At 52.3% G+C, this 23,378-nt stretch carries 16 protein-coding genes; 5 read left to right on the top strand and 11 right to left on the bottom strand.

Going from position 1 to position 23,378, the window contains the following annotated elements:
* Positions 1-115: 115 nt before the first annotated feature.
* The 3 genes from RIC19_RS01145 to RIC19_RS01135 form a co-directional block, all read right to left on the bottom strand.
* Positions 116-2,533, bottom strand: a complete 2,418-nt coding sequence (locus tag RIC19_RS01145; protein ID WP_350175965.1) for a T9SS type A sorting domain-containing protein — start codon at positions 2,531-2,533, stop codon at positions 116-118.
* Positions 2,534-2,557: 24 nt separating this feature from the next.
* Positions 2,558-4,960, bottom strand: coding sequence for a T9SS type A sorting domain-containing protein (locus tag RIC19_RS01140; protein ID WP_350175963.1), 2,403 nt, complete (start codon positions 4,958-4,960; stop codon positions 2,558-2,560).
* Positions 4,961-5,060: 100 nt separating this feature from the next.
* Positions 5,061-7,466 carry a T9SS type A sorting domain-containing protein gene (locus RIC19_RS01135; protein WP_350175961.1) on the bottom strand — a complete coding sequence of 802 codons (2,406 nt, stop codon included), beginning with the start codon at positions 7,464-7,466 and terminating at the stop codon, positions 5,061-5,063.
* A 149-nt stretch (positions 7,467-7,615) separates the two neighbouring features.
* Here RIC19_RS01135 and hisF point away from each other — a divergent pair, with 149 nt between their 5' ends.
* Together hisF and hisIE are read left to right on the top strand one after the other, a co-directional pair.
* Positions 7,616-8,371 carry an imidazole glycerol phosphate synthase subunit HisF gene (hisF, locus tag RIC19_RS01130; protein WP_350175959.1) on the top strand — a complete coding sequence of 252 codons (756 nt, stop codon included), beginning with the start codon at positions 7,616-7,618 and terminating at the stop codon, positions 8,369-8,371.
* A 26-nt stretch (positions 8,372-8,397) separates the two neighbouring features.
* Complete coding sequence (hisIE, locus tag RIC19_RS01125) at positions 8,398-9,003, top strand: bifunctional phosphoribosyl-AMP cyclohydrolase/phosphoribosyl-ATP diphosphatase HisIE (protein ID WP_350175957.1); 606 nt, start codon at positions 8,398-8,400, stop codon at positions 9,001-9,003.
* A gap of 2 nt (positions 9,004-9,005) precedes the next feature.
* Here the strand turns inward: hisIE and mtnA are convergent, their stop codons facing one another.
* The 5 genes from mtnA to trkA form a co-directional block, all read right to left on the bottom strand.
* A complete protein-coding gene (mtnA, locus tag RIC19_RS01120; protein ID WP_350175955.1) occupies positions 9,006-10,130 on the bottom strand; it encodes an S-methyl-5-thioribose-1-phosphate isomerase in 1,125 nt (374 codons plus the stop codon).
* A gap of 79 nt (positions 10,131-10,209) precedes the next feature.
* Positions 10,210-10,764, bottom strand: coding sequence for a hypothetical protein (locus tag RIC19_RS01115; RefSeq protein ID WP_350175953.1), 555 nt, complete (start codon positions 10,762-10,764; stop codon positions 10,210-10,212).
* Positions 10,765-10,833: 69 nt separating this feature from the next.
* Positions 10,834-10,980: a hypothetical protein gene (locus tag RIC19_RS01110; RefSeq protein WP_350175951.1), complete on the bottom strand. Its 147-nt coding sequence runs from the start codon at positions 10,978-10,980 to the stop codon at positions 10,834-10,836.
* A 76-nt stretch (positions 10,981-11,056) separates the two neighbouring features.
* Positions 11,057-12,508 (bottom strand): TrkH family potassium uptake protein, encoded by a 1,452-nt coding sequence (locus RIC19_RS01105; protein ID WP_350175949.1) that lies wholly within the window; start codon positions 12,506-12,508, stop codon positions 11,057-11,059.
* 24 nt (positions 12,509-12,532) lie between these two features.
* Positions 12,533-13,876: a Trk system potassium transporter TrkA gene (trkA, locus tag RIC19_RS01100; protein ID WP_350175947.1), complete on the bottom strand. Its 1,344-nt coding sequence runs from the start codon at positions 13,874-13,876 to the stop codon at positions 12,533-12,535.
* A 115-nt stretch (positions 13,877-13,991) separates the two neighbouring features.
* Here trkA and RIC19_RS01095 point away from each other — a divergent pair, with 115 nt between their 5' ends.
* The gene (locus tag RIC19_RS01095; protein WP_350175945.1) at positions 13,992-14,444 is read left to right on the top strand and encodes a low molecular weight protein-tyrosine-phosphatase; all 453 of its coding nucleotides are present in this window, start codon (positions 13,992-13,994) and stop codon (positions 14,442-14,444) included.
* Positions 14,445-14,546: 102 nt separating this feature from the next.
* On the opposite strand, the gene RIC19_RS01090 is transcribed toward RIC19_RS01095, so the two are convergent.
* Both RIC19_RS01090 and RIC19_RS01085 read right to left on the bottom strand, forming a co-directional pair.
* Entirely contained in the window at positions 14,547-15,221 is a 675-nt protein-coding gene (locus tag RIC19_RS01090) for a YceI family protein (RefSeq protein WP_350175943.1), read from the bottom strand.
* Positions 15,222-15,282: 61 nt separating this feature from the next.
* A complete protein-coding gene (locus RIC19_RS01085) occupies positions 15,283-16,197 on the bottom strand; it encodes a MerR family transcriptional regulator (RefSeq protein WP_350175941.1) in 915 nt (304 codons plus the stop codon).
* Between the two features lie 305 nt (positions 16,198-16,502).
* Between RIC19_RS01085 and RIC19_RS01080 the strand changes: the two genes are divergently transcribed.
* Entirely contained in the window at positions 16,503-19,367 is a 2,865-nt protein-coding gene (locus tag RIC19_RS01080; protein WP_350175939.1) for a T9SS type A sorting domain-containing protein, read from the top strand.
* Positions 19,368-19,520: 153 nt separating this feature from the next.
* Positions 19,521-20,654, top strand: coding sequence for an N-acetyl-alpha-D-glucosaminyl L-malate synthase BshA (gene bshA, locus RIC19_RS01075; RefSeq protein WP_350176227.1), 1,134 nt, complete (start codon positions 19,521-19,523; stop codon positions 20,652-20,654).
* Between the two features lie 192 nt (positions 20,655-20,846).
* Here the strand turns inward: bshA and porZ are convergent, their stop codons facing one another.
* Entirely contained in the window at positions 20,847-23,186 is a 2,340-nt protein-coding gene (gene porZ, locus RIC19_RS01070) for a type IX secretion system anionic LPS delivery protein PorZ (protein WP_350175937.1), read from the bottom strand.
* Between the last annotated feature and the right edge of the window lie 192 nt (positions 23,187-23,378).

Below are 23,378 nucleotides of genomic sequence, written 5' to 3'. Positions count from 1 at the left end.
TTTTTTAACCATATGCCCGGCGGTTGTATCTACACAATGCGCTCGCATGAAGTCGAGGCTCCCTCAGCCCTATTAAATATTCTTGCCCTCAAAGATTTGGCAAGTTTTTTTGGCATTAAGGCTGCACCACCACCTTTTCCACCCGAATCCCCCTTTCCATCCGCGCCCGCAGGGTATAAAGCCCCGCCGGCAGCCCGCTCAAATCTAGCGTATGCTGCTCAGGGAAGGGCCCCTGCGCGCGGCGTACGGCTTGCCCGGTGCCGTTCCAGACCTCCAGTTGTTCCACCTGCTGCCCGGGGAATTGTACGTGGAGCTGCCCGGTGGTGGGGTTGGGGAAGAGGTGGAGGGGAGTTTCGCCGTGCTCCGTTGCAGTGACCGGGATCTCCGGCACGTAAAAGGTACGGCTATTGGCTCCCAGTAGAAAAGGGGCACCATCGCTACGGATACCAATGAGGTTTTTCAGCCGGAAGGTGACTTGGTTGCCTGGGAGTTGGGCATATGGTGCCAGATCAAAAGCGAGGAAAAGTTCTTGCGTGCTAAATGGTGCTGTACCCTCACGCCGGGCAAAAGCAACGTCAATGGCACCTTCTGAAATCCTCGGCGAAAAAAAATAGGCGCGGTCAGCGTTAAAAGTTGTCCCGTTGAGCTCTCCGTCAAAAGTGAGGTCAATAAAATCTTCGAAGTAACCGGTGTCAAACTCCAGGGTAAAGGCAAAGGCCATTAAGTCTTGTAATTCCTGAACATCGATACGTAAGTTGTTGGCCAAAGGGGTATCGAAGAGGGTATCGGTGGACGTATTACCCAAACCGACTATAGTGACTTCAGGACCCTCTGGGTAAAGCGCCGCAGTGGGACTGTAGTTCACTTGGGTAAGGTATTTGTTCAGCCCTATGATTTCCACATCACTTAAATCGATTAGCCCATCTCCATTTGAATCCGCATGTTTCAAATTGCGTCCTGTTGCTTGTGTACCTGACCACGGCGTAGCGGTATGAGCCCCCCAGTACAGTCCGGACCGCTCCGGCCCTGTATTGCTCTGCCATCCGGCAAGCGCCAGTAAGTCCCGGTGGTCTACGATGCCATCTGTGTTGGTGTCGCCGGGCCAGACACAATCGGTATCACAAGTCTGTTGATTGCAGGCTATACCGAACCCATTCGCATAACCTTCGCGGAGCTCGTCAAGCTGTTCATACATGACCGTTACGTTCTCAAGGTGGTTCAGCCCTGGTTCACGTACGTAAAGCCGGGCGGTATTGAGGTGTACCGGTGCCCCGGGAACCAATTGCCCCAGGCTTATACTGCCAACTGCCATCCAGGGGCTCTGGGAGAATGGGGTTACAGAATTATACATTGACCACTCGGCTGTATTATTGGGATTTCCCGGAAAGGCAAATGGAGTAGCCGCTCCACCAGTCATGTATCCTGTTCCGCCTTCTGTAATCGGTGTGCCGTCCCTCCAACGACCAGTCATATAATTGAAAAAATGCCGGTTTTCACTGGGCAATTGCATCCATGGCTGATGCCCCGGGTAATAATAAACAAAGGAAGCCAGTGGGTGACTAAGCAGGACGGTAGCTTGTGCCGGCGGGTTCTCCCCAAAACCGCTGATATTCGAGTTGTAACAGCTCAATGCTTCAGTATTAGCCTCGTTATAGGCAAAAAAAGCATCTTGCTGCGGTGCAGCGCCCATGCAAACATCTAAACCACAACCCATACTGAAGTAGGTCGGCAGCGCAAGGTGTACAGAGTCGTAAGCCTGGTTACTTCGGTTGATAACTTTGTAATCTACAAAAATGGTATGCTTTAATACGGGATCATCGCAGCCTAATGTCCAGAGGGTTCGTTGTACCTCTACCTGAAGCCGAAGGCTATCCAGCCAGGGGTTGGTACTTTGAGCATCGTTGAAAACACTCCAGATAATTTGGCTTGGAATTACTGCTGCCGCCTCAATGGATGGGTACTCTCCTGAAAGCGGCTCATATAACCCATTTCCGTTCAGGTCGGTGAAGGGCGCGAGGCCCTGCTCATCGTGAGGTAGCTCAAAGCCGAAGCGCTCAGCGAAGTGCGGGTTGCCTTTGGCAGGCCAGTCGAGCAGGGCATCAATTGGATTGTCAATGTCTCCATCTGCTTCAAAATCAGAAATATGAGCTGCGACCTGATATCCTTTTACGCTCCACAACCTGTCCCATTGAATGCAAAAACTACTATCGGAGGTTGAGCTGCCTTGCGGTAATGGACCGGTATGAAATCCAGAGAGGCCTGAGTAGCGCTCAAGAGTCTGTGCTGCTATTCTGAGATTCCCTTCGGAGTCTTTTCCTCCAATCCAAAGCCCTTCCGTTCCAATAGTACTAGGTTGCCTGGGGTCATTGACCCTGAAAAATTGGTCATCCCAGAAAGTGTCCCCTCCACTCGTGACCATGCCCCGCATGTTATTACCAAAAAGGGGTATGACAGCCTCCGGTGGCGCACACTGCGCCCGCACAGAAGCAGGCAGCAAAAGCGCCAATAACACCAAGCTATAAATTCTCATCATACAAAGTTCATTCGTTACTTAAGATCAAGGCTGTACCAGAACTTTCTCCACCCGCATCCCCATTTCCATCCGCGCCCGCAGGGTATAAAGCCCCGCCGGCAGCCCGCTCAAATCCAGCGTATGCTGCTCATGGAAGGGGCCCTGCGCGCGGCGTACGACCTGTCCGGTGCTGTTCCAGACTTCCAGTTGTTCCACCTGCTGCCCGGCGAATTGTACGTGGAGCTGCCCGGTGGTGGGGTTGGGGAAAACCTGAAGCTGCTTTTGCTTTGGCACATCTTCCGTGTCCACAAAAACACCCTCATAGGTAACAGGCACGGTCATGCCGCCAATGGGGATCAGGCTGCCATCTTCCCGTACCGCAACGATGTCCCGGAAGCGCAGGTAGGTGGTGTCTGACGGGACGGGGATATCGAAAAACTCCCGGGCCCGCAGCGTAAACACTTCGTAGTTGCCCGCACCCTCAATAAGTACATCGGGCGCCATTTTAAACCGGGCAAAGCCCATCAGCCCTTCTGCGTTCAGGGGCATCCGGGCGCGCAGTTCTGAAGAAGTGGCTGTGATGCCTTCCCCGGAATTGAAAACGCCAGCAAAGTAGCGGGTGTCAAATTCGAGGGCGAAGGACAGGCCTTTGAGGTCCGGCACCTCCGCCAGAGAGATGAGGGTGAGGATGCTCTGCCCTTCTGTTACATCGGTAAACCCATCGGAAAAAGCCGAGGCAACCTGCAATTCCGGCCCTTCCACGTAAGTCGGGCTCTCCACATAGTCGGGCCGCCGCAAATTGTAGTTGAGGCGGGTGACTTCCACATCGGCGGTGTCAATAGTGCCATTACCATCGGTATCGGCATGTTTGACAAGGTCGATCGCCCAGTCTTCGGCTGCTTTGGGGGCCCAGAATAAACCGCCGTCGCGGGTAGGGCCCGTGGCTGTAGCGTTGAGCCCGATAGCGAGCAGGTCTTCCTGATTGGCAATACCGTCGGCATTGGCATCTCCGGGCCAGACGCAGTCAGCTGTGCAAAGCTGCTGTTGCGGGCAGGCATTTTCAAAGCCATTGGCGTAAGCCTCGTGCAGGGCATCGAGCTCGCCGTACATGGCGGAGACGTTTTCGAGGAAGTCATTGCCGGGCACGCGGGTGTAGAGCCGGGCGGTGGCAACAGTTACCGATTCGTTTGGGCTTAAGCTGCCCAGTCGTACGCCACCTACGCCACGCCAGTCTCGACCGATAAGCTGTTCTGAATACAAAGACCATCCCTCCGGATCGTTCGGGTCATCAGGGAACATAAAAGTGGTTTCTTCTGTAGAACTCATATAACCATTGCCTCCCACAGTGATGGGTGTATCATCCAGCCATCTGCCGTTCATATAATGGTAATAGCTTGTCGGCTGTCCGGGGTTGCTTGTACCAGGCGGACCATTACCGCCAGTGAAGAGTATATAGGATGACAGTGGGTGACTGAGGATAACCGAGGATTGCACGGGCGGATTTTCTCCAAAACTGTCTACGCCCTGCGGGCATGGGTTTTGGTCAATGGGATTGTCGTTGTACACAAAGAAAGCATTGTATTCGGGAGCGGAGCCGACATAATCATCGGTATAGCAACCCAGGTCAAAGTCAGTCCAAATGGCGAACCGTAAAGAGTCCAGCAATTCCACTCCGCGGTTGATGAGTTGGTACTGAACAAAAACCGTCCGGTCCAGGATGCTGCCTCCGCAACTGACGGCCCAGGAAGTCCGCTGTATCTCCATGTTTAGTGGAATGCCGGAACTCTGCCCGGGGACATCGCCAGCATCATTGAATACACTCCAAATCATTTGCTCAGGTGTCACCGCCACTTCTTCCAGGGCCGGATAGTCCCCCGCCATGGGGTCGTACAGCCCATCGCCATCGGTATCGGCAAAGGGGGCAAGACCGTGCTCATCATTAGGCAGAGGGAAGCCGAACGCCTCCTCGAAGTAAGGGTTGCCCTTGCCTGGCCATTCCAGGATAGCGGGTAGGGGAGTGTCAACCGTACCGTTGTCGGCAAAGTCGGCAAGGTGAGCCTCAATCTCATACCTGCGCACACTCCAGGTGCGGTCCCAGTTGGCACAGGCATCGGCATCGATGGCGCCACCGTTAGGCAAGGGGCCCGGAAAGTAATCGCTCTCTCCACTGGCTCTGCCGTAGGTTTGGGCAGATACCCTCAGGTTGCCGGCGGGGTCAATACCGCCTAGCCACAGCCCTTCCGCAAAAATAGTACTGGGCATACCCGGAGCGCTTGTGATGCGAAACTGCCCGTCATTGCCATTCCAAAACAGATCACCACCGGTAGTGATCCGTGCCTGGATTTCATTCCCAAACAAGTCGCTCATATTTTCAGGCGGCCCGCACTGTGCATTCAGGAGGTGCTGCAAGCCTAAAACGGTAAGAAGTAGAAGTATCCGGGTCTGCATACGCTGGTATTTTTGATGTGTATTCCAATATGGCCATTTTCCCTGGCGGCTGCCATCTGCAATGAGTGAGTGCTTCTCTGGAATGGCTGAATGAGTGCTTTCAGGGTGTCAGTATGACTTTTCGGTTGGACCATTGTCCCTGATTTTCCACCTGCAGCCAGTAGAAACCAGCCGGGTAACCGGATAAGTCTAAGTCCCTCGTTTCTGCGAAATGCCCTCGTCGCTGCAATAAAATCCGGCCAGTAGGGCTAACCAGCCGGATCCCCTCCCATTCCTGTCCGGGCGCCCGCAGGTGCAATTGCCCGGTGGTGGGGTTGGGAAAAACTGATAACTGGGGCATGGCATCCTTACGGGTGCTGACTACAGGCAGGTCATCAAAAACAACCATGGCATCCATTCCACCGAGGTTCAGCAATGCACCATCCGGCTTCACGGCTACGATGTTCCGGAACCGGAGGTAAGTGGTATCAGAGGGCAGAGGTTCCGTATAGCTGTCGTAAGTATGCAAATTAAAGGCTTTGAAAATAAGATCGCCGCTTATCCAACTGTTCTCATCCCCCAGCTGAAAGTCCGCATACTGCAGGACCGGGGCGTTAGAGGCATGCTGTGCAATAGATAGGCGGGAGTCTGTGATGGGGGGCGTATTGCCCGACAAAGTCAGTTCCAGGTAACGGGGATCGTACTCCAGCTCAAACGCCAGCCCTTTGAGCTTTGGCGGGGCGTTGAGTTGTATGCGGCCGAAGTACGACTCTGACGGGAAGAAGGTCCCGAAAACGCCACCAATTACATTGGCCGCTTGCAGCTCCGGCCCTTCAGGATAGGTGTGGACAGGAGCGTAGCCTTCGCGGGTATTCCCGTAATGCAGAAGAGTGATCAGAATATCCTCAGAAGCAATGCTGCCATTGCCATCTGCATCAGCAAACTGCTGCCCGGGAACCGTCCATTCACCGCTGTTTTGCGGGCCCCAGGCTGGTGGTAAAGCCCGGGCAGGGCCGGTTTCCCCGAGGTTGAGCCCCATTTCGATAAGGTCTGCATGATTGGCAATGCCGTCGTTATTCATATCCCCGGGCCAAACACAGTTGGTATCGCATGGTGCAGGAGTGGTGCAGGCATCTTCAAATTGCTGGTCGAAGAGCACCTGCAGTTGAGCGAGGTCTTCGTACATCTGATCGAAGCCTTCTGCAAAACTCAGGCCAGTAGTGGCCGTATACACCCGGGCGGTAGTAACCTCAAAGCTTTCGCCGGGCAGCAATGTTCCGATTTCAATACCTCCGACCGGCCGAAAATCACCTGGCTCTACCTCTGTATTGGGTAAGGCCCAGGATTCAGGGTCGGCTGGATGCCCGGGGAAGGCAAAGGAGGTAACAGACCCGCCACTTTCGTAACCTGAGCCTCCTTCGGTCAGAGGCGTCCCATCGGTAAATAAGCCATTCGCCAAACGGTAGATCTCCAGGGAGTCATTTGGATAGGTCACGGGCTCCATGGAATGGTCGAAGCTGGTGGCATACTGGACCGAAGCAAAGGATTTATCCAGGACAATAGCTGAATTTATTGGGGGCGAACCCTGGAAAGCCGTTACTCCGGCGCTGCAGAATTGTTGATCCATCGGCGCTGCATTATACCCAAAACAGGCATTCAGCTCCGGCGCAGAACCCATATAGTCATCGTAGTGGCACCCAATATCGAAATCAATAAACAGGCCCATCCGCATATCTTCGATCGGGGCAGCGCTGCGGTTAATGATGTGGTACCGGACAAAAACCGACTGATTAAGCAAAGGGTTGTTCTCGCAGCCAAAAGCCCAAAGGGTCCGTTGCACCTCCACGCCGAGCGGGAGGGCATTGGATTCCTCGTGTGGCCCGTTCAGGTCATTGAAGACATTCCAAACGAGCTGTGCAGGCAGCAACTCAGTATCTTCCAGGGCCGGGTAATCACCCATCAGGGGATCGTAGATGCCGTTTTGGTTGACATCCCGGTAGGGAGCCAGCCCATACTCGTCATTGGGGAGTGCCAGTCCGGTACGTTCTTCAAAGTGTGGGTTGCCCTTGGCGGGCCATTCCAAAATAGCAGAGAGGGGTTCATCAATGACTTCATTATCTGCAAAGTCGGACAAGTGCTGCTCAACTTCAAAGCGCCTCACGCTGAATATCCGGTTCCAGTCGGAACAGTCGTATTGCGGTAAATTGCCGTTTGAAGGAAGCGGGCCCGGATAATAGTCATCTGCATTTATTGAAATGCCGTACAGCGAAGCCGCCACACGCAAAGTGCCCTCCGGTGATCGGCCGCCCAGCCACAAACCTTCGTTCAGCAGGGTAGCAGGTTGCCCTTCATCAGAATACCGCCCCAGGCTTTGGTCTATGCCATCCCAAAACAGGCTGCCTCCGGTCGTAACCGGCGCAACGATATCATTGCCAAATAAATTTATCGAGGAAATGGTCCGGTCGCATTGGGCATAACTGGGCAGGTTAAGCAGTAATAAAGCAAACAGGGTAAGTGCGTTTTTCATATCAGTGGCTTTTGAATGATAGAAGATACTGGTTTTTTCGGACAATAGACAATGTGAACTTGTGAAATTGTATTTTGACTTCGTGAATACAATCCCTCAATGTGTGAGCAGCGCAATTTTCCTACCTTCGCGGAAAGTAATGTTTTCAAATGCTAGCCAAACGCATCATACCCTGCCTGGATATCAAAGACGGGCGCACCGTAAAGGGTGTCAATTTTGTCAACCTGCGTGATGCGGGCGACCCCGTGGAGCTGGGCGCCCTCTACAGCGAGCAGGGGGCCGACGAGCTGGTCTTCCTGGATATCACCGCCACGCACGAAAAGCGCAAAACCCTGGCGGCGCTGGCCCACGATATCGCGGAGCACCTGAGCATCCCCTTCACCATCGGCGGGGGCATCAAATCCGTAGAGGATGTGGACGTCCTCCTGGCCTCCGGGGCAGATAAGATTTCCATCAACTCGGCAGCGGTGCGCAACCCGCAGCTGATCGAAGACCTCGCCAAACGCTTCGGGAGTCAGTTTGTGGTGGTAGCCGTGGATGCCAAGTCTATTGATGGCGACTGGTTTGTTCACCTCAACGGGGGACGGCTCGCTACCGAGATTCGCCTGCTCGATTGGGTAAAGGAAGCCGAAGACCGGGGGGCGGGGGAAATCCTCTTCACCTCCATGAACCACGATGGCACCAAGAATGGCTTTGCCAACGGTATCACCGCCCGGGTATCCGAAACGGTTTCTATTCCGGTCATTGCCTCGGGCGGTGCCGGGAACATGGAGCACTTCTATGATGTTTTCACGGAAGGCAAAGCCGATGCCGGGCTGGCAGCCAGTATTTTCCACTTTCGTGAAATCGGCATCACCGACCTGAAGTCCTATCTTCGGGATAAGGGCGTAACCGTGCGGCTTTAAAATATTAACCTCAAAGACAATCAACGATGGCTGTAGATCCAACCACTATAGATTTTCAGAAAGGCGATGGCCTTGTGCCCGCTATTGTACAGGATGCCACCACCGGACGGGTGCTCATGCAGGGGTATATGAATGAGCAGGCGCTGCAGAAAACCCTCGATACGAAGCAGGTCACCTTTTTCAGCCGCAGCAAAAACCGCTTGTGGACTAAAGGCGAGACTTCCGGCAATACGCTTTCGCTGGTAGATATCAAGGCCGATTGTGATCAGGATTCCCTGTTGGTCTATGCCCATCCGGCGGGCCCGGTTTGCCACAAAGGCACTGACACCTGCTGGGCGGAAGACAACTACCCGGCAGGCTTTCTCGGCCACCTGGAGTCGGTCATCCAAAGCCGGAAAAATGCCGATCCGGATACTTCCTACACCGCCCGCCTCTTTGCCCGTGGCATGAATAAGGTAGCCCAAAAGGTAGGGGAGGAAGCCGTGGAGCTGGTCATCGAAGCGAAGGATGATAACGAAGCGCTCTTCCTCAATGAAGCGGCTGACCTGATGTACCACTATCTGGTCTTACTGGCCGCCAAGGGCTACGAGCTGAAGGATGTGCTGAAAGTTTTGGAGGAGCGCCACCGGTAAGATCAAACAGTCTTCGGGAGGCTAAATTCCGGAAACATACGCGCAATACTTTCTTCTGTAGCCTCACAAATACCCCGCTCGGTAATCAGCCCTGAGACCAGCCGCGCCGGCGTTACATCAAAGGCGTAGTTGGCTGCCGGGCTATCCACCGGCGTGAGCAGGACTTTAAAGACCTTCCCGTTGCGCATCCCCTGAATGTAGCGTACTTCCTCCGCAGAGCGTTCCTCAATTGGGATTTCCTTTATGCCGTTCAATACCTCAAAGTCGAAGGTGGAAGAGGGCAGGGCGACGTAAAAGGGGACGTCATTGTCGTTGGCTGCCAATGCTTTGAGGTAAGTACCAATCTTATTCGCCACATCGCCCCGCCGCGTGGTGCGGTCGCTGCCCACCATGACGAGATCGACCTGCCCGTGCTGCATGAGGTGGCCACCGGTGTTGTCGGCAATTACCGTATGCGGTACACCGTGCTGCAGCAGCTCAAAGGCAGTGATGCGTGCGCCCTGATTGCGGGGGCGGGTTTCGTCCACCCAGACGTGCACGGGGATGCCGGCATCGTGGGCGGCATAGATGGGCGCGGTAGCCGTGCCGTGATCGATACAGGCGATCCAGCCGGCATTGCAGTGGGTGAGGATGTTGACAGGCGCCCCGTTTTTCCGCTTGCTGATCGCTTCGATAAGCGGTAGGCCGTGTTGCCCGATGAGGCGGCAGTGCTCTACGCTTTCTTCGGTGATATCCCGGGCGGCCTGCAGGGCGGCGGCTGTCTTGCTTTCCAAATCAGCCTGCGTATCTATTTTCTGCAGGCTGTAGCGAATAGCGTAGGCGAGGTTGACCGCAGTAGGGCGGGTCTGCAGCAGGGTATCCGCCGCTTTTCGGATGTATTTGGGCAGGCGGCGCTTATCCGCCGGGGCTTCAAGCATAGCGCTGTAGAGCCCGTAGGCAGCCGTGGCACCAATGAGGGGCGCTCCCCGCACGTGCATATCTTTGATGGCTTTCGCAAAATCGCTGAGCCGCCGCAGGTCTTCAATCATCAGCTGATGCGGCAGGTGGCGCTGATCGATAATCTGAATAACGCCGGGCTCGTCTGCTTTTTCCCAGATCGTACGGAAGTGCTGGCCATCAATTTTCATATCGGAGGAGGTTTTGCGAGCCCTGAAAATAGGGCGTATTGGGAAATATCTTTACCGCTGCGGAAAAATTGATACAGATTTAATGTTTCCGGCCTTTTCGTGGTTCTCTCAAACGGGCTTCTTTTCTCAGCCGCGCGGCAAGAACAAGGTTGGAAACGCCCTTTACGAGCAGGTAAATCATCAGGATTGCCAACGCGATGGGAATGATATACAAAATTGAGCCTGCCCCGGAAAAGGCAATGGCAAATACAAAGTAGGCAGTTGCCAAGCCAGTGGGCAATACACCGAGAAGCTGTAAGGCACCTTTAAGCGTAGTTCGATCGGGATTCGATACATTGGCGATTCTCCGTTGCTGTCTCATTTTCCGCCGAATTTCAGCTTTGTCCATCACCCTTCCATCCCCGAACCGTATAGTGTTCAGTTTGGAGCCGGCTATGGAAGTTTTGCGGTCATCATTACAGTACTGAACCGTAAAAGCATCGCCGGAAATATCCAGGACCCGGGCATAGAGTTCAATGCCATTTTTGAGCAGCAGGGTATCGCATTTGAGCGTATCAGCGGACCAGTGAATGGCAGCTGCGCTTAAGTGGAGGGTAAGAACGGTAAGCAGTAGGGTTAGGGCAAAATTTTTCATAGGGGCTTTTGCACACATAGTGCAGTTGCTACTGATTATCCGCAATGATTAAAGTCAGTAAAATGGTTGTTACCCGCTGCGGCGCCTACGGAGTAATTGGCGTACGCCCTTTACAATTCGGTATAGCCCCTTGACCAGGAAAAGGACGGCGAAGCCTGCTGCGATGATGAGAATGGGAAGGCTCAGCCATGAATTGTAGCCCGTTGGGGTTTTCATTGGGTTTTGCCGTCTAAACCAGGGCGTTTTGGGTTAGGCAAGCAAATTTTTATAGGCAGTATTTTGTAATGTGCGCTTAATTCGACTTCCAAAAGTAAGGCGTAAATAACACGAGAATCGTAAACAGCTCCAGGCGGCCGAGCAACATAAGAATCGATAGGAACAACTTAATCGGCGGGCTCAGCCAGGCAAAGTTATCCACCGGGCCGACACCGCCAATGCCTGGCCCTACGTTCCCAAGTGCGGTAGCAGTTGCGCCCACGGCAGTTTTGAACTCCAGCCCCATGGCCGCAACTACAATGGAGCCTACAACAAATAGCATGAGGTACAGCAGCAGAAAGATAATGATATGGGTTAGAACCCGCCCGGTTACGACCTTTCCGTTCAGCTTCAACGGGATGACCGCCCGGGGGTGCAGGATGCGCTTAAACTCCAGAAAAGAGTTCTTGAAAAACACCAGATGACGAATGAGCTTGATGCCCCCACTGGTAGAGCCAGCACATGCGCCAAGGAACAAAAGCACGAAGAATAACATCGTCAGGCTGTTTCCCCAAGACGTATAGTCAGCAGATACGAACCCTGTGGTGGTGATAAGGGAAACGATTTGGAAAAGGCTGTCCCGGAAGGCTTTTTCCCAGGGCAGGTCTGTATTATTGTGCACCGCAAAAGTGACAATGATGGCGAGTAAAAAAACAATCGTCAGGTAGGCACGAAATTCATCACTCTGCCATACATTCTTGAACTTACCCTTTAGCCCTAAATAGATGACGGTGTAGTTGGTGCCTGCCAGGAACATAAAGAAGATGATGGGGTACTGCACCTGTGGCAGGTCATAGTGGGCCATGCTGGCATTCTTAGTGGAAAAACCGCCGGTTGCCATAGTCGTCAGGGCGTGGTTGATCGCCTCGTAGAAATCGAGCCCTACCAGTAGGAGTACGATGCAAAGCAGGCCGGTCAGCCCTACGTAGATTTGCCAGAGCCGCTTAGCCGTTTCCCTTATCCGGGGGTGGAGCTTATCAGAGGTGGGGCCGGGCGCTTCTGCTACAAACAGCTCAATGCCACCAATGCCCAGGAGGGGGAAAATGGCTACCGTCAGCACGATGATACCCATGCCGCCAATCCATTGAGTCATGCTCCGCCAAAAGAGGATACCTTTGGGGACCGACTCAATATCCGTGAGCACCGATGCGCCCGTAGTGGTCATGCCGGACACGGTTTCGAAAAACGCGCCAATCACATCCGGGATTACTCCGCTGAGCAGGTACGGCAGCATGCCAAAGGTGACCATAGCCAACCACCCCATGGCGACGATTAGGTAGCCCTCTCGTTTTTTGATACTGCCTGTGCCGGGTATGGGGATCAGCCACAATCCACCACCCACCGTGATGCAAATCAGCCCTGAATGGAGCAACGCCCAAAAATCTCCACTGTCATAGTACAAAGAAAAAGGAAGGCTGGTCAGCATCATACCGCCAATAATGACGAGCAAAACAGCAATGACACGGGCAATGGGTCTGAAGTTGATCATTAGCAAAGGCTATGGGTACGGGGCTTAATGGAATAATTGCTCGAGCTTGTCAATGGCCTCGGGCAATGCAAAAACGATGACCTTGTCATTGAGTTGCAACTGGAACTCCCCATTGGGGATCAGGGCTTCATCGCCCCGGATGACCCCTCCAATGAGGGCGGTTTGAGGGAAGTGCAAGTCCTTCAAAGGCTTGCGGGTTATTTTATTAGATTTGTGGATGAGGTACTCGATGACTTCCGCATCCACACCGTGCAAACTGGTGATCGCCTCCACCTTGCCTTTGCGTATGAAACGAAAAATATTGTTGGCGGCAATCAGCTTCTTATTGATGAGGGTGTCTACGCCAATGTTTTGAGAAATGTGGATGTACTCCTTATTTTCAACCTGAGCGATGGTCTTGTACACCCCGTGGTTTTTTGCCGTGAGGCTCGCGATAATATTCGTTTCGGAGTTGCTGCTCAGTGCGATGAAAGCGTCCATATTGTTCAGCCCTTCCTCTACGAGCAGGTCGATGTTACTGGCATCTCCATTGATAATCAGGCTGTTGTCGAGTTGCTCTGCCAAAACTTTGCAGCGCTCCTTGCTCCGTTCAATTACTGTAATATTGTACTCATTCTCCAGTTGCTTGGCGGTGGCCAGCCCGAGCGACGTCCCGCCCAAAATCATAATATTCCTGACTTTATACTTTTGCTTACCGATGAGGTTGTTGAGTTGCTCCATGTTCTTCTTCTTCGTTATGAAGTAAACATGGTCGCCTCTTCTGAGAATGGTTTTGCCCCGTGGGATAATGGTGCGGTGCCCGCGCAGGATCGCGATGGGGCGAAGATTGAGGTCGGTGTCCTGCTCATCATCAATGTTGAACAATTGCTGGTTCACCAGCGGGCTGTACTCATCCAGGGTCACTCCAATCAGGTTGATCTTACCATCTTCAAACGCAAAATGGTCGGTAAAGGAGCATTCCCGGATCAGTCGCCGGATTTCTTCCCCGGCCAGCAAGACAGGGGAGATCAGAGAGTCTACGCCCAACTCCCGGAAGGTCTCCCGCTGAGAGGTCTCCAGGTATTCATGGTTGCTGACCCTTGCGATGGTTTGGCGGGCGCCCATCTTCTTCGCCAGAATGGCAGTGACCAGGTTGGTCTTTTCGGAAGTCGTAACGGCCAGCACCAACCGGGCCCGCGCTACATCCGCCTGCCGGAGGATATCAATAGAAGAAGCGTCACCGCGCAGGGTCATCACATCCAAGTGAGTGGCTGCGTAGTCGAGCACCTCCTGATTGGTATCAATGAGGACGATATCTTGCTTTTCAAAGGACAGCAGCTCGGCCAGGTGGAAACCTATGTCGCCGGCTCCTGCGATTACAATCTTCATGATTAGAACTTTTCAAATCGATGGCAGTTGTCTTAACAACGAATCCTTTACCAGCTGCAAATATAGGCAGGGTAGTGGAAAGTCAGATTACTTTGGGTTTTAAATGCTGTTCTTAATGAAAATCTTAATGGTTTGTCTCGGAAATATTTGCCGTTCTCCTCTGGCACAGGGCATTCTGGAACAGAAAGCGGCAGAAAAAGGACTGAACTGGTCGGTGGACTCCGCCGGGACCGGTTCCTGGCACATTGGAGAATCACCTGACCCCCGCTCCGTCTATACCGCTGGTCAGCACGGGCTTGATATTTCCGGGCAGCGGGCCCGGCAGTTCCGCCGGCAAGACCTGCAGGACTTCGACCTCATCCTGGCGATGGATCAGTCCAACTACCAAGAAATTCTCCGTATGGCTCAATCGCCGGAGGAAGAAGAAAAAGTCAGGAAAATACTGGATTTTACCTCTGATGCCACTGCCGGGGACGTACCTGACCCTTACTGGGATGATGACGGCTTTGAAAAAGTGTACCAAATGCTGGACAAAGCCTGCGATAAAATTATTGCTACGGATCAGTGACGGTAGTGGCAGAAAGCCATCGAAGACCAAACCCAAAACGGGCTGTACAAGTATCATACTCGCACAGCCCGTTGGTGTGAATGGGTGTACCCCAACAAGCTTCTACTGCGCTGCAGCAATCAGGTTGATTTCAAGAGCCACTTCATCCCGGATGATGTTGTCCTTGACCACGCCCAGTGCGGAAGCGCCATACATGACCTCCCACTGAGTACGATCGATGACAAACTGAGGGGTAGAGGCTTTAATTACGCCACCTTCCATGCTGATGTTAGCCGGTATAGTCACGCTCTTGGTGATGCCTTTCATGGTCAGGTTGCCCGTGATGGTATGGGTGGCATTAGACTTGCCTGTAACGGGTTCAACTTTAGCGATTTTGAAAGTTGCGGTAGGGTGCGCTCCGACGTTGAAAAACTCATCGCTTTTCAGATGCCCTTCCAGTTTTTGGCGTTTGCCTTCTTCCTCAATATCCGTATTGGAAAGGGTGGTCATATCGATGGCGAAGGTGCCGCCCGTCAGTTTGCCATCTTCAACATTGAGCTGACCCTCCTGCAGCCTTATAAAGCCGTTGTGAGCATCGCCCACCATTTTGCTGCCGGTCCAGTTGATAAGGCTTTCTTCCGTATTCACACGGTAAGCCGTCCCGGTATTGCTTGCAGATTCAGTGGTTTCTACCTCGTCTTGCGCTTCTACTTTTTCGCCTGTTGGAGCTTGTCCGCAGGAGGTTAGTGCAAATCCAAAAATCAGTGCTGCGCCCGCATAGAGCATTGCCTTTTTCATAATGATTGTTTAGGAAATTTGTTATAATAAAATTAGGATGGATACAGACTTTAAAAGAGGGCTACTTCCCGGAATTTACCTTTTGCTTAGTCTGCTGTAATTGTTCCAGGAAAGACATGGTTTGATCCAGGCTTTTCAGAATTTCAATATTTTCTGACCGTTCTACCTTTTGGGCAACGACCTGATAACCGGAAAGAAGAACTGTGCATTCCTTGAAGTTTTTAGCCAGGCGATCAACATACTGCTGCAGAGGTTCTTTAGAAAACGTTTCCGTTATCATAGTGAAAATGAAATCAGGCTTGTAAAGGTTGCAAGCGTCTTTAAGGTCCGCAAGGGTAATATCCTGACCGATGTAAGCTACATGGTTGCCTCGAGACTTAAGCAGATAGTGCATAAATAACATGCTAAGCTCCTGCTTTTCGCCTTCAGGCAGATAAATGAGAAACCTTTTCGCTTCTTTACGGCTTACTAATGACTCATTGTCGATAGCGACCACGATCTTTTGCCGGATCAGGTAGCTCATAAAGTTTTCCTGCACCGGGTTAATGGAACCAGTCAACCACAATACACTCAGTTTGTCAAGGAAAGGGTAGATGATTTCGAGCATCGTGCGTTCAAAACCCAACTGTTGAATATTGGTACTGATAATACGGTCAAATTTATACTCATCCATCTCGATCATCGAGATCGTCAGCGCATCGAGTTGAGTACCGTATTCGAAATTGATTTCCGAAATAGCGGCTACTTTCTCCGCGATTTCCTCGCGGCTCATATCTGCTATTTTGGAGATTTTTATACCATTCTTATTCAGCAGCGCTATATTCAGGATAAACTTCAGGTCATCATCGAGATAATACCGAATATTTGTTTTCGTTCGCTTAGGCTTAATAATATCATAGCGCTGCTCCCACACTCGAAGAGTGTGAGCTTTGATGCCCGAAAGCTTCTCCAGATCCTTTATGGAATAAACAGCCACGCTATAATTGATTTTAAATCAGTGAGTTATATCACCTTACAGTATCTTTGGATTTTATTACGATTCAAGACAAATTTGTAACATCGTACGTGATAAAAGGTTTAAATAAAATCATTTCTGATAAAATCATGCTGCTTTGGCAGGCAGGTGACGTGAAGGAGGCATAAGGGTATTGGAATTTTTGCTTAATTTTAGCTCACCTAGTTATGGAGCATGAGGTGGTGGGCAAAGGTACCGTACGGGCCCGCCAAGTCAATGCTACAATAGCGGCTATAAGACTTATCAAAAGTTAAAAAGAAAACTATATGAAGCGGAGTTTTACCCTGCGCCCCTTTTGGTTCATCCTGCTGTCAGTTTTACTGAGCGGCAGTACATTGAATGCCCAAACTTCCTGCGAATACACGCTCAATCTAATCGATAGTTTTGGTGACGGTTGGAATGGTGGTTTCCTTGATGTTACCATCGGTAATACTACCACGACTTACGCGCTTGATAACATCAACGATGATGGCTCGTTCGCGTCATTCCCAATCACGGTGACTGAAGGCGATACCATCATTTTGAATTTTGGCGCAGGTGTTTTTGGCGCGGAAATTTCTTACAATCTTGTTGATGCAGAGCTCAATGTCATTTTTGAAGATGGCCTGATCGGTGCTCCTCAAACGGGCATTGCTTTTACCAGCAGTGCGTTCTGCCCATCCTGCCCGCCACCGCCCACCGGTGGCGTTGATGTAGAAAATATCAGAGCCTTCCGCGCCGATGTCTCCTTGATCCCGTCTGACCCACAGGGGGGCACTATCATTGAGCTTGGTGAAGCCGGCTTTATGCCCGGTGATGGTACTTTCAAGACCATCAATGGTGCTTCCACTACCTTATTTAACCTCTCCGAAAATACAGCATACGAAATCTACCTTTCTGCTGCTTGTGCCAATGGAGATACAAGTATAGTGATTGGGCCATATGCTTTTGCGACACCGTTTGCGAATGACGTAGGTGTGGTCAACTTATTTAACCCCACCACGGCTTGTAACCTGGGCATAGTCGACAGCATCACCCTGGGGATCTCTAACTTCGGAGGGGCACCCCAAACCCTCATTCCCTACAATTTTGCAGTGAATGGTATTCCGGGCGGGGTGAATATGCCTACAGATGGCCTCTTTACCGGTGTGATCGGCACTGACAGCACGGATATCGCCCAATTTGATGCGACCTATGACCTCTCCGAACCAGGGGAGTACCTGTTTGAGGTCTGGACAGACCTGGAAGGCGACAGCGTACGGACCAATGATACCACCCGCGTACTGATCGTGAATATTCCGGAGGTGACCACCTACCCTTACTACCAGACTTTTGAGGAGTGGGGCGGAGGCTGGACCGTTGAGCAGGGCGGTACCGGTGAAGCAACCTGGGAGTATGGCGTACCCGAAGGCACCCTGATCAACAGCGCGGTAAGTGGCGATAACGCCTGGGTTACTAACCTGGATGGGCAGTACAATAACAGCGAGATTTCTTATCTGGTATCGCCCTGCCTTGACTTTAGCGAGCTGGATGAAGACCCCCGGATTGCCTTTTTTATGAACTTTGAGTCTGAGTCCTGCTGTGACGAACTGTGGCTGGAAGTATCCACCGATGACGGAGAAACCTGGACAAAAGTTGGTGAAGCAGACACGGGTGTAAATTGGTACAATGATCCCTTCAACGATTGGTGGGACGGTACTGGCGGCTTCGAAGGCTGGGCTTATGTACAAAACATTCTGACTAACACAGCCAACTCAGCAGATGTGAAAGTCCGCTTTGTCTTTTCTTCTGATGCTTCGGTACCTCGTGAGGGGATTGGCATCGACAATATCCTGATCGGGCCAACGGTTGCCGATGATATGGCGGCTTCCGGTATTACCACACTGCAGGATGTTGCCTGTGGCAGCCCCGATGATGAAGTGACCTTCACCGTTCGTAACGTTGGCGATGAGCCGCAACAAAATATTCCGGTTGCCTACTCTGTAAATGGCGGCCCCATAGTTGTCGAGTCTACAGGCCTGCCTATTGTTTTCCCTGGGGATCAACTGGTCTACACTTTCGAGCAAACCTTTGACTCTTCGGTACCCGGCACTTACGAAGTCCGGGCCTGGGCTATGCTGGACGGCGATGGCTTCCTGTCTAATGATACTACGGTATACCGCTTTCAGACCGCAGCCGATCTTCCCTACAAGGAAGACTTTGAAGCAGGTAATGTGCCCGATGACTGGGAGGTTAGCTCAAGTGTTTCGGTCACCAATGGGCACAACAACGCTTCTTTCGCCATACATGCCAATATTTGGTCCTTCAACGACTCTATTGCCATGGAAATGCCTGTACTGGGCCCTGTGGAAGCAGGGGACACCCTGCGTTTTGACTACCGGTACGTAGATTACTTTGCGGGTACTGAGGCTACCGTGCTTACAGACCTGGACACCCTGGGCGTTGCCGTTTCTACAGACTGCGGTGAGACTTACACCGATGTGCTCACGATTTCCGGTGCCGAGCATACTCCCTCCGTGGATATGACCACTGTAGCGCTGCCCCTAGGCCAAGACTTCGAAGGGGAATTCATCCGCGTCCGCTTTCAGGGCATTTGGGGCGAAAGCGACTACTGGCTTGATATCGACAACATCAATATCCGCCGATGTAATGGCATCACCATTGATTCTACCATCACAGGTACAAGCGGGATGGACATGATGGATGGCAGTATTGAGGTGTTGCCCACAAACGCTGAAGGGCCTTTCACCTATGTCTGGAGCACCAACGACTCTACCCGCGTGGTCTCCGGCCTTGGCGTAGGCGAGTATACTGTTACCATTACTGATGGCTTTGGCTGTCAGGACGTGAAGACTTTTGTAGTGGATGTAATGGTAGGTACGATTGAGCTGGACCACATCGGCAGCGTTAATCTTGCGCCTAACCCCACGTCTGGCACAAGCACACTCACGGTTGCCTTTAAGCAACCGGTGGATGCCCGTATTCAGGTGCTCAACACCATGGGGCAATTGCTTTACGAAACCGTAGACCAACAGGTCACAGAGGGGACCTACCCAATTGACCTCAGCCGTTATGATAGTGGTATGTACTGGGTCCGTATCTTTGCAGACGGCCAGGTTAAGACCGCCAAACTGATCAGAGCCGGGTTGTAGGAATACCAGCTTGAGAATCCCAAACGGGGCGTTTCCTGATCAGCAGGGAGCGCCCCGTTGTTGTTAAAAACTAAACTATTTAAGCCCCCAAACGTATCCATCCTAAGCAAACCAAAACTTCAACCCGCTGTTATGGCGGGACTGTCACCGCTTATGAAAATAGGGATTGTCTGTTATCCAACCTACGGAGGAAGTGGCGTTGTCGCCACAGAGCTTGGTCTGGGACTTGCCCGTAAGGGGCACGAGGTCCACTTCATTACTTATAAACGCCCGGCCCGCCTGTCTGCATTTCACGAAAACGTGGTGTTCCACGAGGTGGCTACCGAAGACTATCCGCTGTTTGAGTATACGCCCTATGACACTTCTCTGGCCAGCAAACTGGTGGATGTGGTGAAGTTTGCTCATCTGGACCTCCTGCACGTGCACTATGCCATCCCGCATGCCGCTGTCGCTTACATGGCCAAAAAAATTCTGCTCACAGAAGGCAAATATATTCCTGTGATCACTACCCTGCACGGTACAGACATTACCCTGGTGGGTACCAATAATGCTTTCGCACCGGTCGTGGCCTTTTCCATCAACAAGTCGGACGGGGTCACTGCGGTATCCGAAAGCCTGAAGCAGCAAACCTACGAGTACTTTGATGTGCACAACGACATCCGGGTCATCAACAACTTTATTGACTTCGAACGCTTCCGGAAAGTCAACAAAGATCATTTTAAGAAGGCCATTGCGCCCAATGGCGAACGAATTTTGGTGCACGTTTCCAATTTTCGGAAAGTAAAGCGTGTGGATGATGTGCTGAAAGTGTTTGCCAAGGTCTATAAGGAAATACCTTCCAAACTACTCCTGATTGGGGATGGGCCGGAACGGCATAATCTGGAAGAACTCTGCCGGAAGATGGAGCTGTGCCACGAAACACGCTTTTTGGGCAAACAGGATGCCGTCGAAGAGCTGCTGGCGGTTGGCGACCTCTTCCTGATGCCATCGGGCAGTGAAAGTTTTGGCCTGGCCGCCCTGGAAGCTATGGCCTGCGAAGTGCCCGTCATCTCCTCTGACGTAGGCGGTCTGCCCGAAGTAAACTTACATGGCAAAACCGGCTACCTGAGCCCGGTGGGAGATGTGGATGATATGGCCCGCAACGCCCTGAGCATATTGCAGGACGACAAAAAGCTACAGACCTTCCGCAATAATGCCCTGGCGCAGGCCAAACGGTTTGATATCGAACACATCCTGCCGCAGTACGAAGCGTACTACGAGGAAGTCATCAAAATGACGGTTTATTAAGAATGGGTTTGAAGCAGCCTTTACCTTGGTAATCACCTCCAAATACCTCCAACTTGGTAATCGCCCCGTCCATACGTACCCGCCCTCCTTGGAGCAGGTAGGCAAGTGAAGTTTATACCTTCTTAATCTTCTGTACCAGTCAGCACCATCAGGCCAAACAGGCACGGCAGCGGTACCAAATGGACTTTCCCTTTAATTAATCACCATAATTTTAGCAACAGCCGCATCCGGCTGGGCATTAAGGCTGGTGTTTCGGGCATTGCTGCTGCTGAAAACCAGGTAGACCCCTGTTTGCACGCGGCGGCCGTTGTAGTCCCGTCCATCCCAAATAGCCTGCCCGCCCAGAGCATTGGTCTCAAAGACCAGCTTCCCTGTAACGTCCGTGATTTTTACTTCCGCATCCCGGGCCAGCCCTTTGATGGCGATCGGGCCTTCGTAATCCTCCCGTACCGGATTGGGGTATACTAATAGGTCATTGCTATGCACCCGGCCGCCTGCTACGGCATCGCTTTGGTAAGAGATAATGCCTTTGGCGGTACCGATAAAGACCTCGCCGGTTTGTTGGTCCACCTCGATATCAACGATTTCGTTGTCGAATAGCGGGCTGTTGGCTACGGTAAACCGGTCGACCTGCTCTTCGCCGGAAGATGATAGCAGGAAGACACCATTCTGCGTGCCAATCCATTTGCGGTTAGCGCCATCCACTGCGATATCGATGATGTTCTCGGTTTCCAGGAGGCGTGCTCCAAACCCATCCTGCTCCACGATACGGCGGGTGCCCAGGCAGGATTCATCGAAGGCACTGCTGCCACACTCGAAAATAACGACGCCCTCGGTGGTGCCGGCCCAGATGTCCCCTTCGATATCCGTTACTATACAATTCACGTCGTTATTCGGCAGTTCGCTGTTATTGGAGGTGAAAACCCGGCACCGGTCGTCATTAGGGTCCTCCATATCGCCCTCGTCAAAGAGCAGTAGCCCTGCGCTGTTCGTACCGAGGCGCATCCACTTATACCCGCTGCCGTCTACTGCGATATCCAGCACGGCATTTTGCCCGCAGGCCGGCTGAAAGCTGCGCCATTCCCCACCCGGCATCAGCACGGAAATGGGGGCCGGAGCTGAGTTGTTGCCGACCCAGAGATTGTTGTCTTCATCAAAGGCGAGTCCGCCAACCCGGACCCGTACATCTTGCTGTGCAATCTGCAAAGTAGAGTTCTCCACGTTGTAGGCGGTTAGTTCGTCGGTAGCCGGGTCTATTTCCACTAAGCCCTCAATGTAGCTGCCCATGAAGACCTTGCCATTTTCGGGGTTGATAGCAGAAGTGACAAAGACCTGTATGTCATCATCGGTGCTGTTCAGGTCCTCGCCTTTGAGCGTTTCGCGCAGGTCCCGGTTGTAGATTGACCATTGCCCGTCAATGAAAGAGGCGAACCCGTCAGAGAGGAAAATAGGGCCAAGGGTTTGATCCAGCCCGCCGGAAGCCATCCAAAGCTGCCCGTTGGCGATAGACATGTCCCAGACGGCTTCAGACCGGGGCGAATTGAAGGAGAAGGACTCGCAGAAGCCTTGCTCAAAATTCTCCGCATAACGGAAGTCTGACCCGACAGCTTCGTTACCATACCAGAGGCGGCCCCGCTCGTCCTCAATAGCGTAATTAGGAGTGAAGATACAGTTGAAAGGCAATGCGCCGGTCCTGCCGTCCGGGTGCAGGTAAACAACGCGCCCGGGGCGGAAACCAACAAGCAGGAGCGTCCCTTCGTGCGACATAAACTGCAGGGTGCTGCCCATCTCAGCGTAAAAGTATTCCAGCTGCTCATTCTCGTACCGGAAAGCTGTATCGTTGACGCCAACGTAAAGGGCCCCCTCAAAGGTTTCGAACCCACGGGCATTATAATCTGCCGGGAAGCCTTCCGCAGGCCCCAGGAGTGCCCAGTTGCCGAAGTCATCGGGGTTGACGTTATCCGTAGCAATACGGTAAACACCTTCTTCCGTCGCAGCATAGAGATCGTCTTCAAAAACATGCACGCTGTTGACCTCCACGCCGGTCAGCGTGGTAGAACGGAACTCGGCATTCAGGATGTCCAGCTCAGAAACGCCGTAGGTAGCGGCCAGGTACACCGTACTGTCGTTAAGGATGTGCAGGTCGTTGATCCGTTTTTCTCCGGAAAAATTCTGGAAGTTTCGGATTTGATTCAGGGTCACCACTTCCCCGTCTTCGTAGACCAGGTCGATGACCGTATTTTGATAGATGATGACCAGGATATTGCTAAGTGGGTTGTAGCGGATAAACTCCACCCCCGCATTGCTGAGCCCGTTGACAGTAGATAGAAAATCAACGGCGAAGTCGGTTTTGTCTACAGACAGGACGGATAGCTCGGTGGAGAAGTAGATCTTATCCGCGCTTTGAGTGACGTATTGCCCCGACTGATAAGGGAGGTGGCTTCTCCACTGCCCAATGGGCAATGGGGTTTGACTATGCACAAAGGAGCAAATCGAGCAAAGACCAAAAGTCAGCAGTAGAAATGGGCGCATCTCATTGAGTTTATTCAAGGCTTAGGGGGCGCAATAATAAGTTACCTAGAATAGAGTTTATTAACGCAAATTTTGTATGTCTCTGAATGGTCTTTTTCACCAGCTCTGCATCTCGTCCTCACCTTCGTAGCTTAGGCTACGAGGTTCCGGGCGTTCTTTGATCTGGCAAAAAATACTCATCCATACCCTATA

Source organism: Phaeodactylibacter sp. (genome assembly GCF_040219495.1).
Lineage (GTDB): Bacteria > Bacteroidota > Bacteroidia > Chitinophagales > Saprospiraceae > Phaeodactylibacter.
Note: the sequence above shows the minus strand (reverse complement) of the source record. Positions and strands in the feature narration are given on the sequence as shown.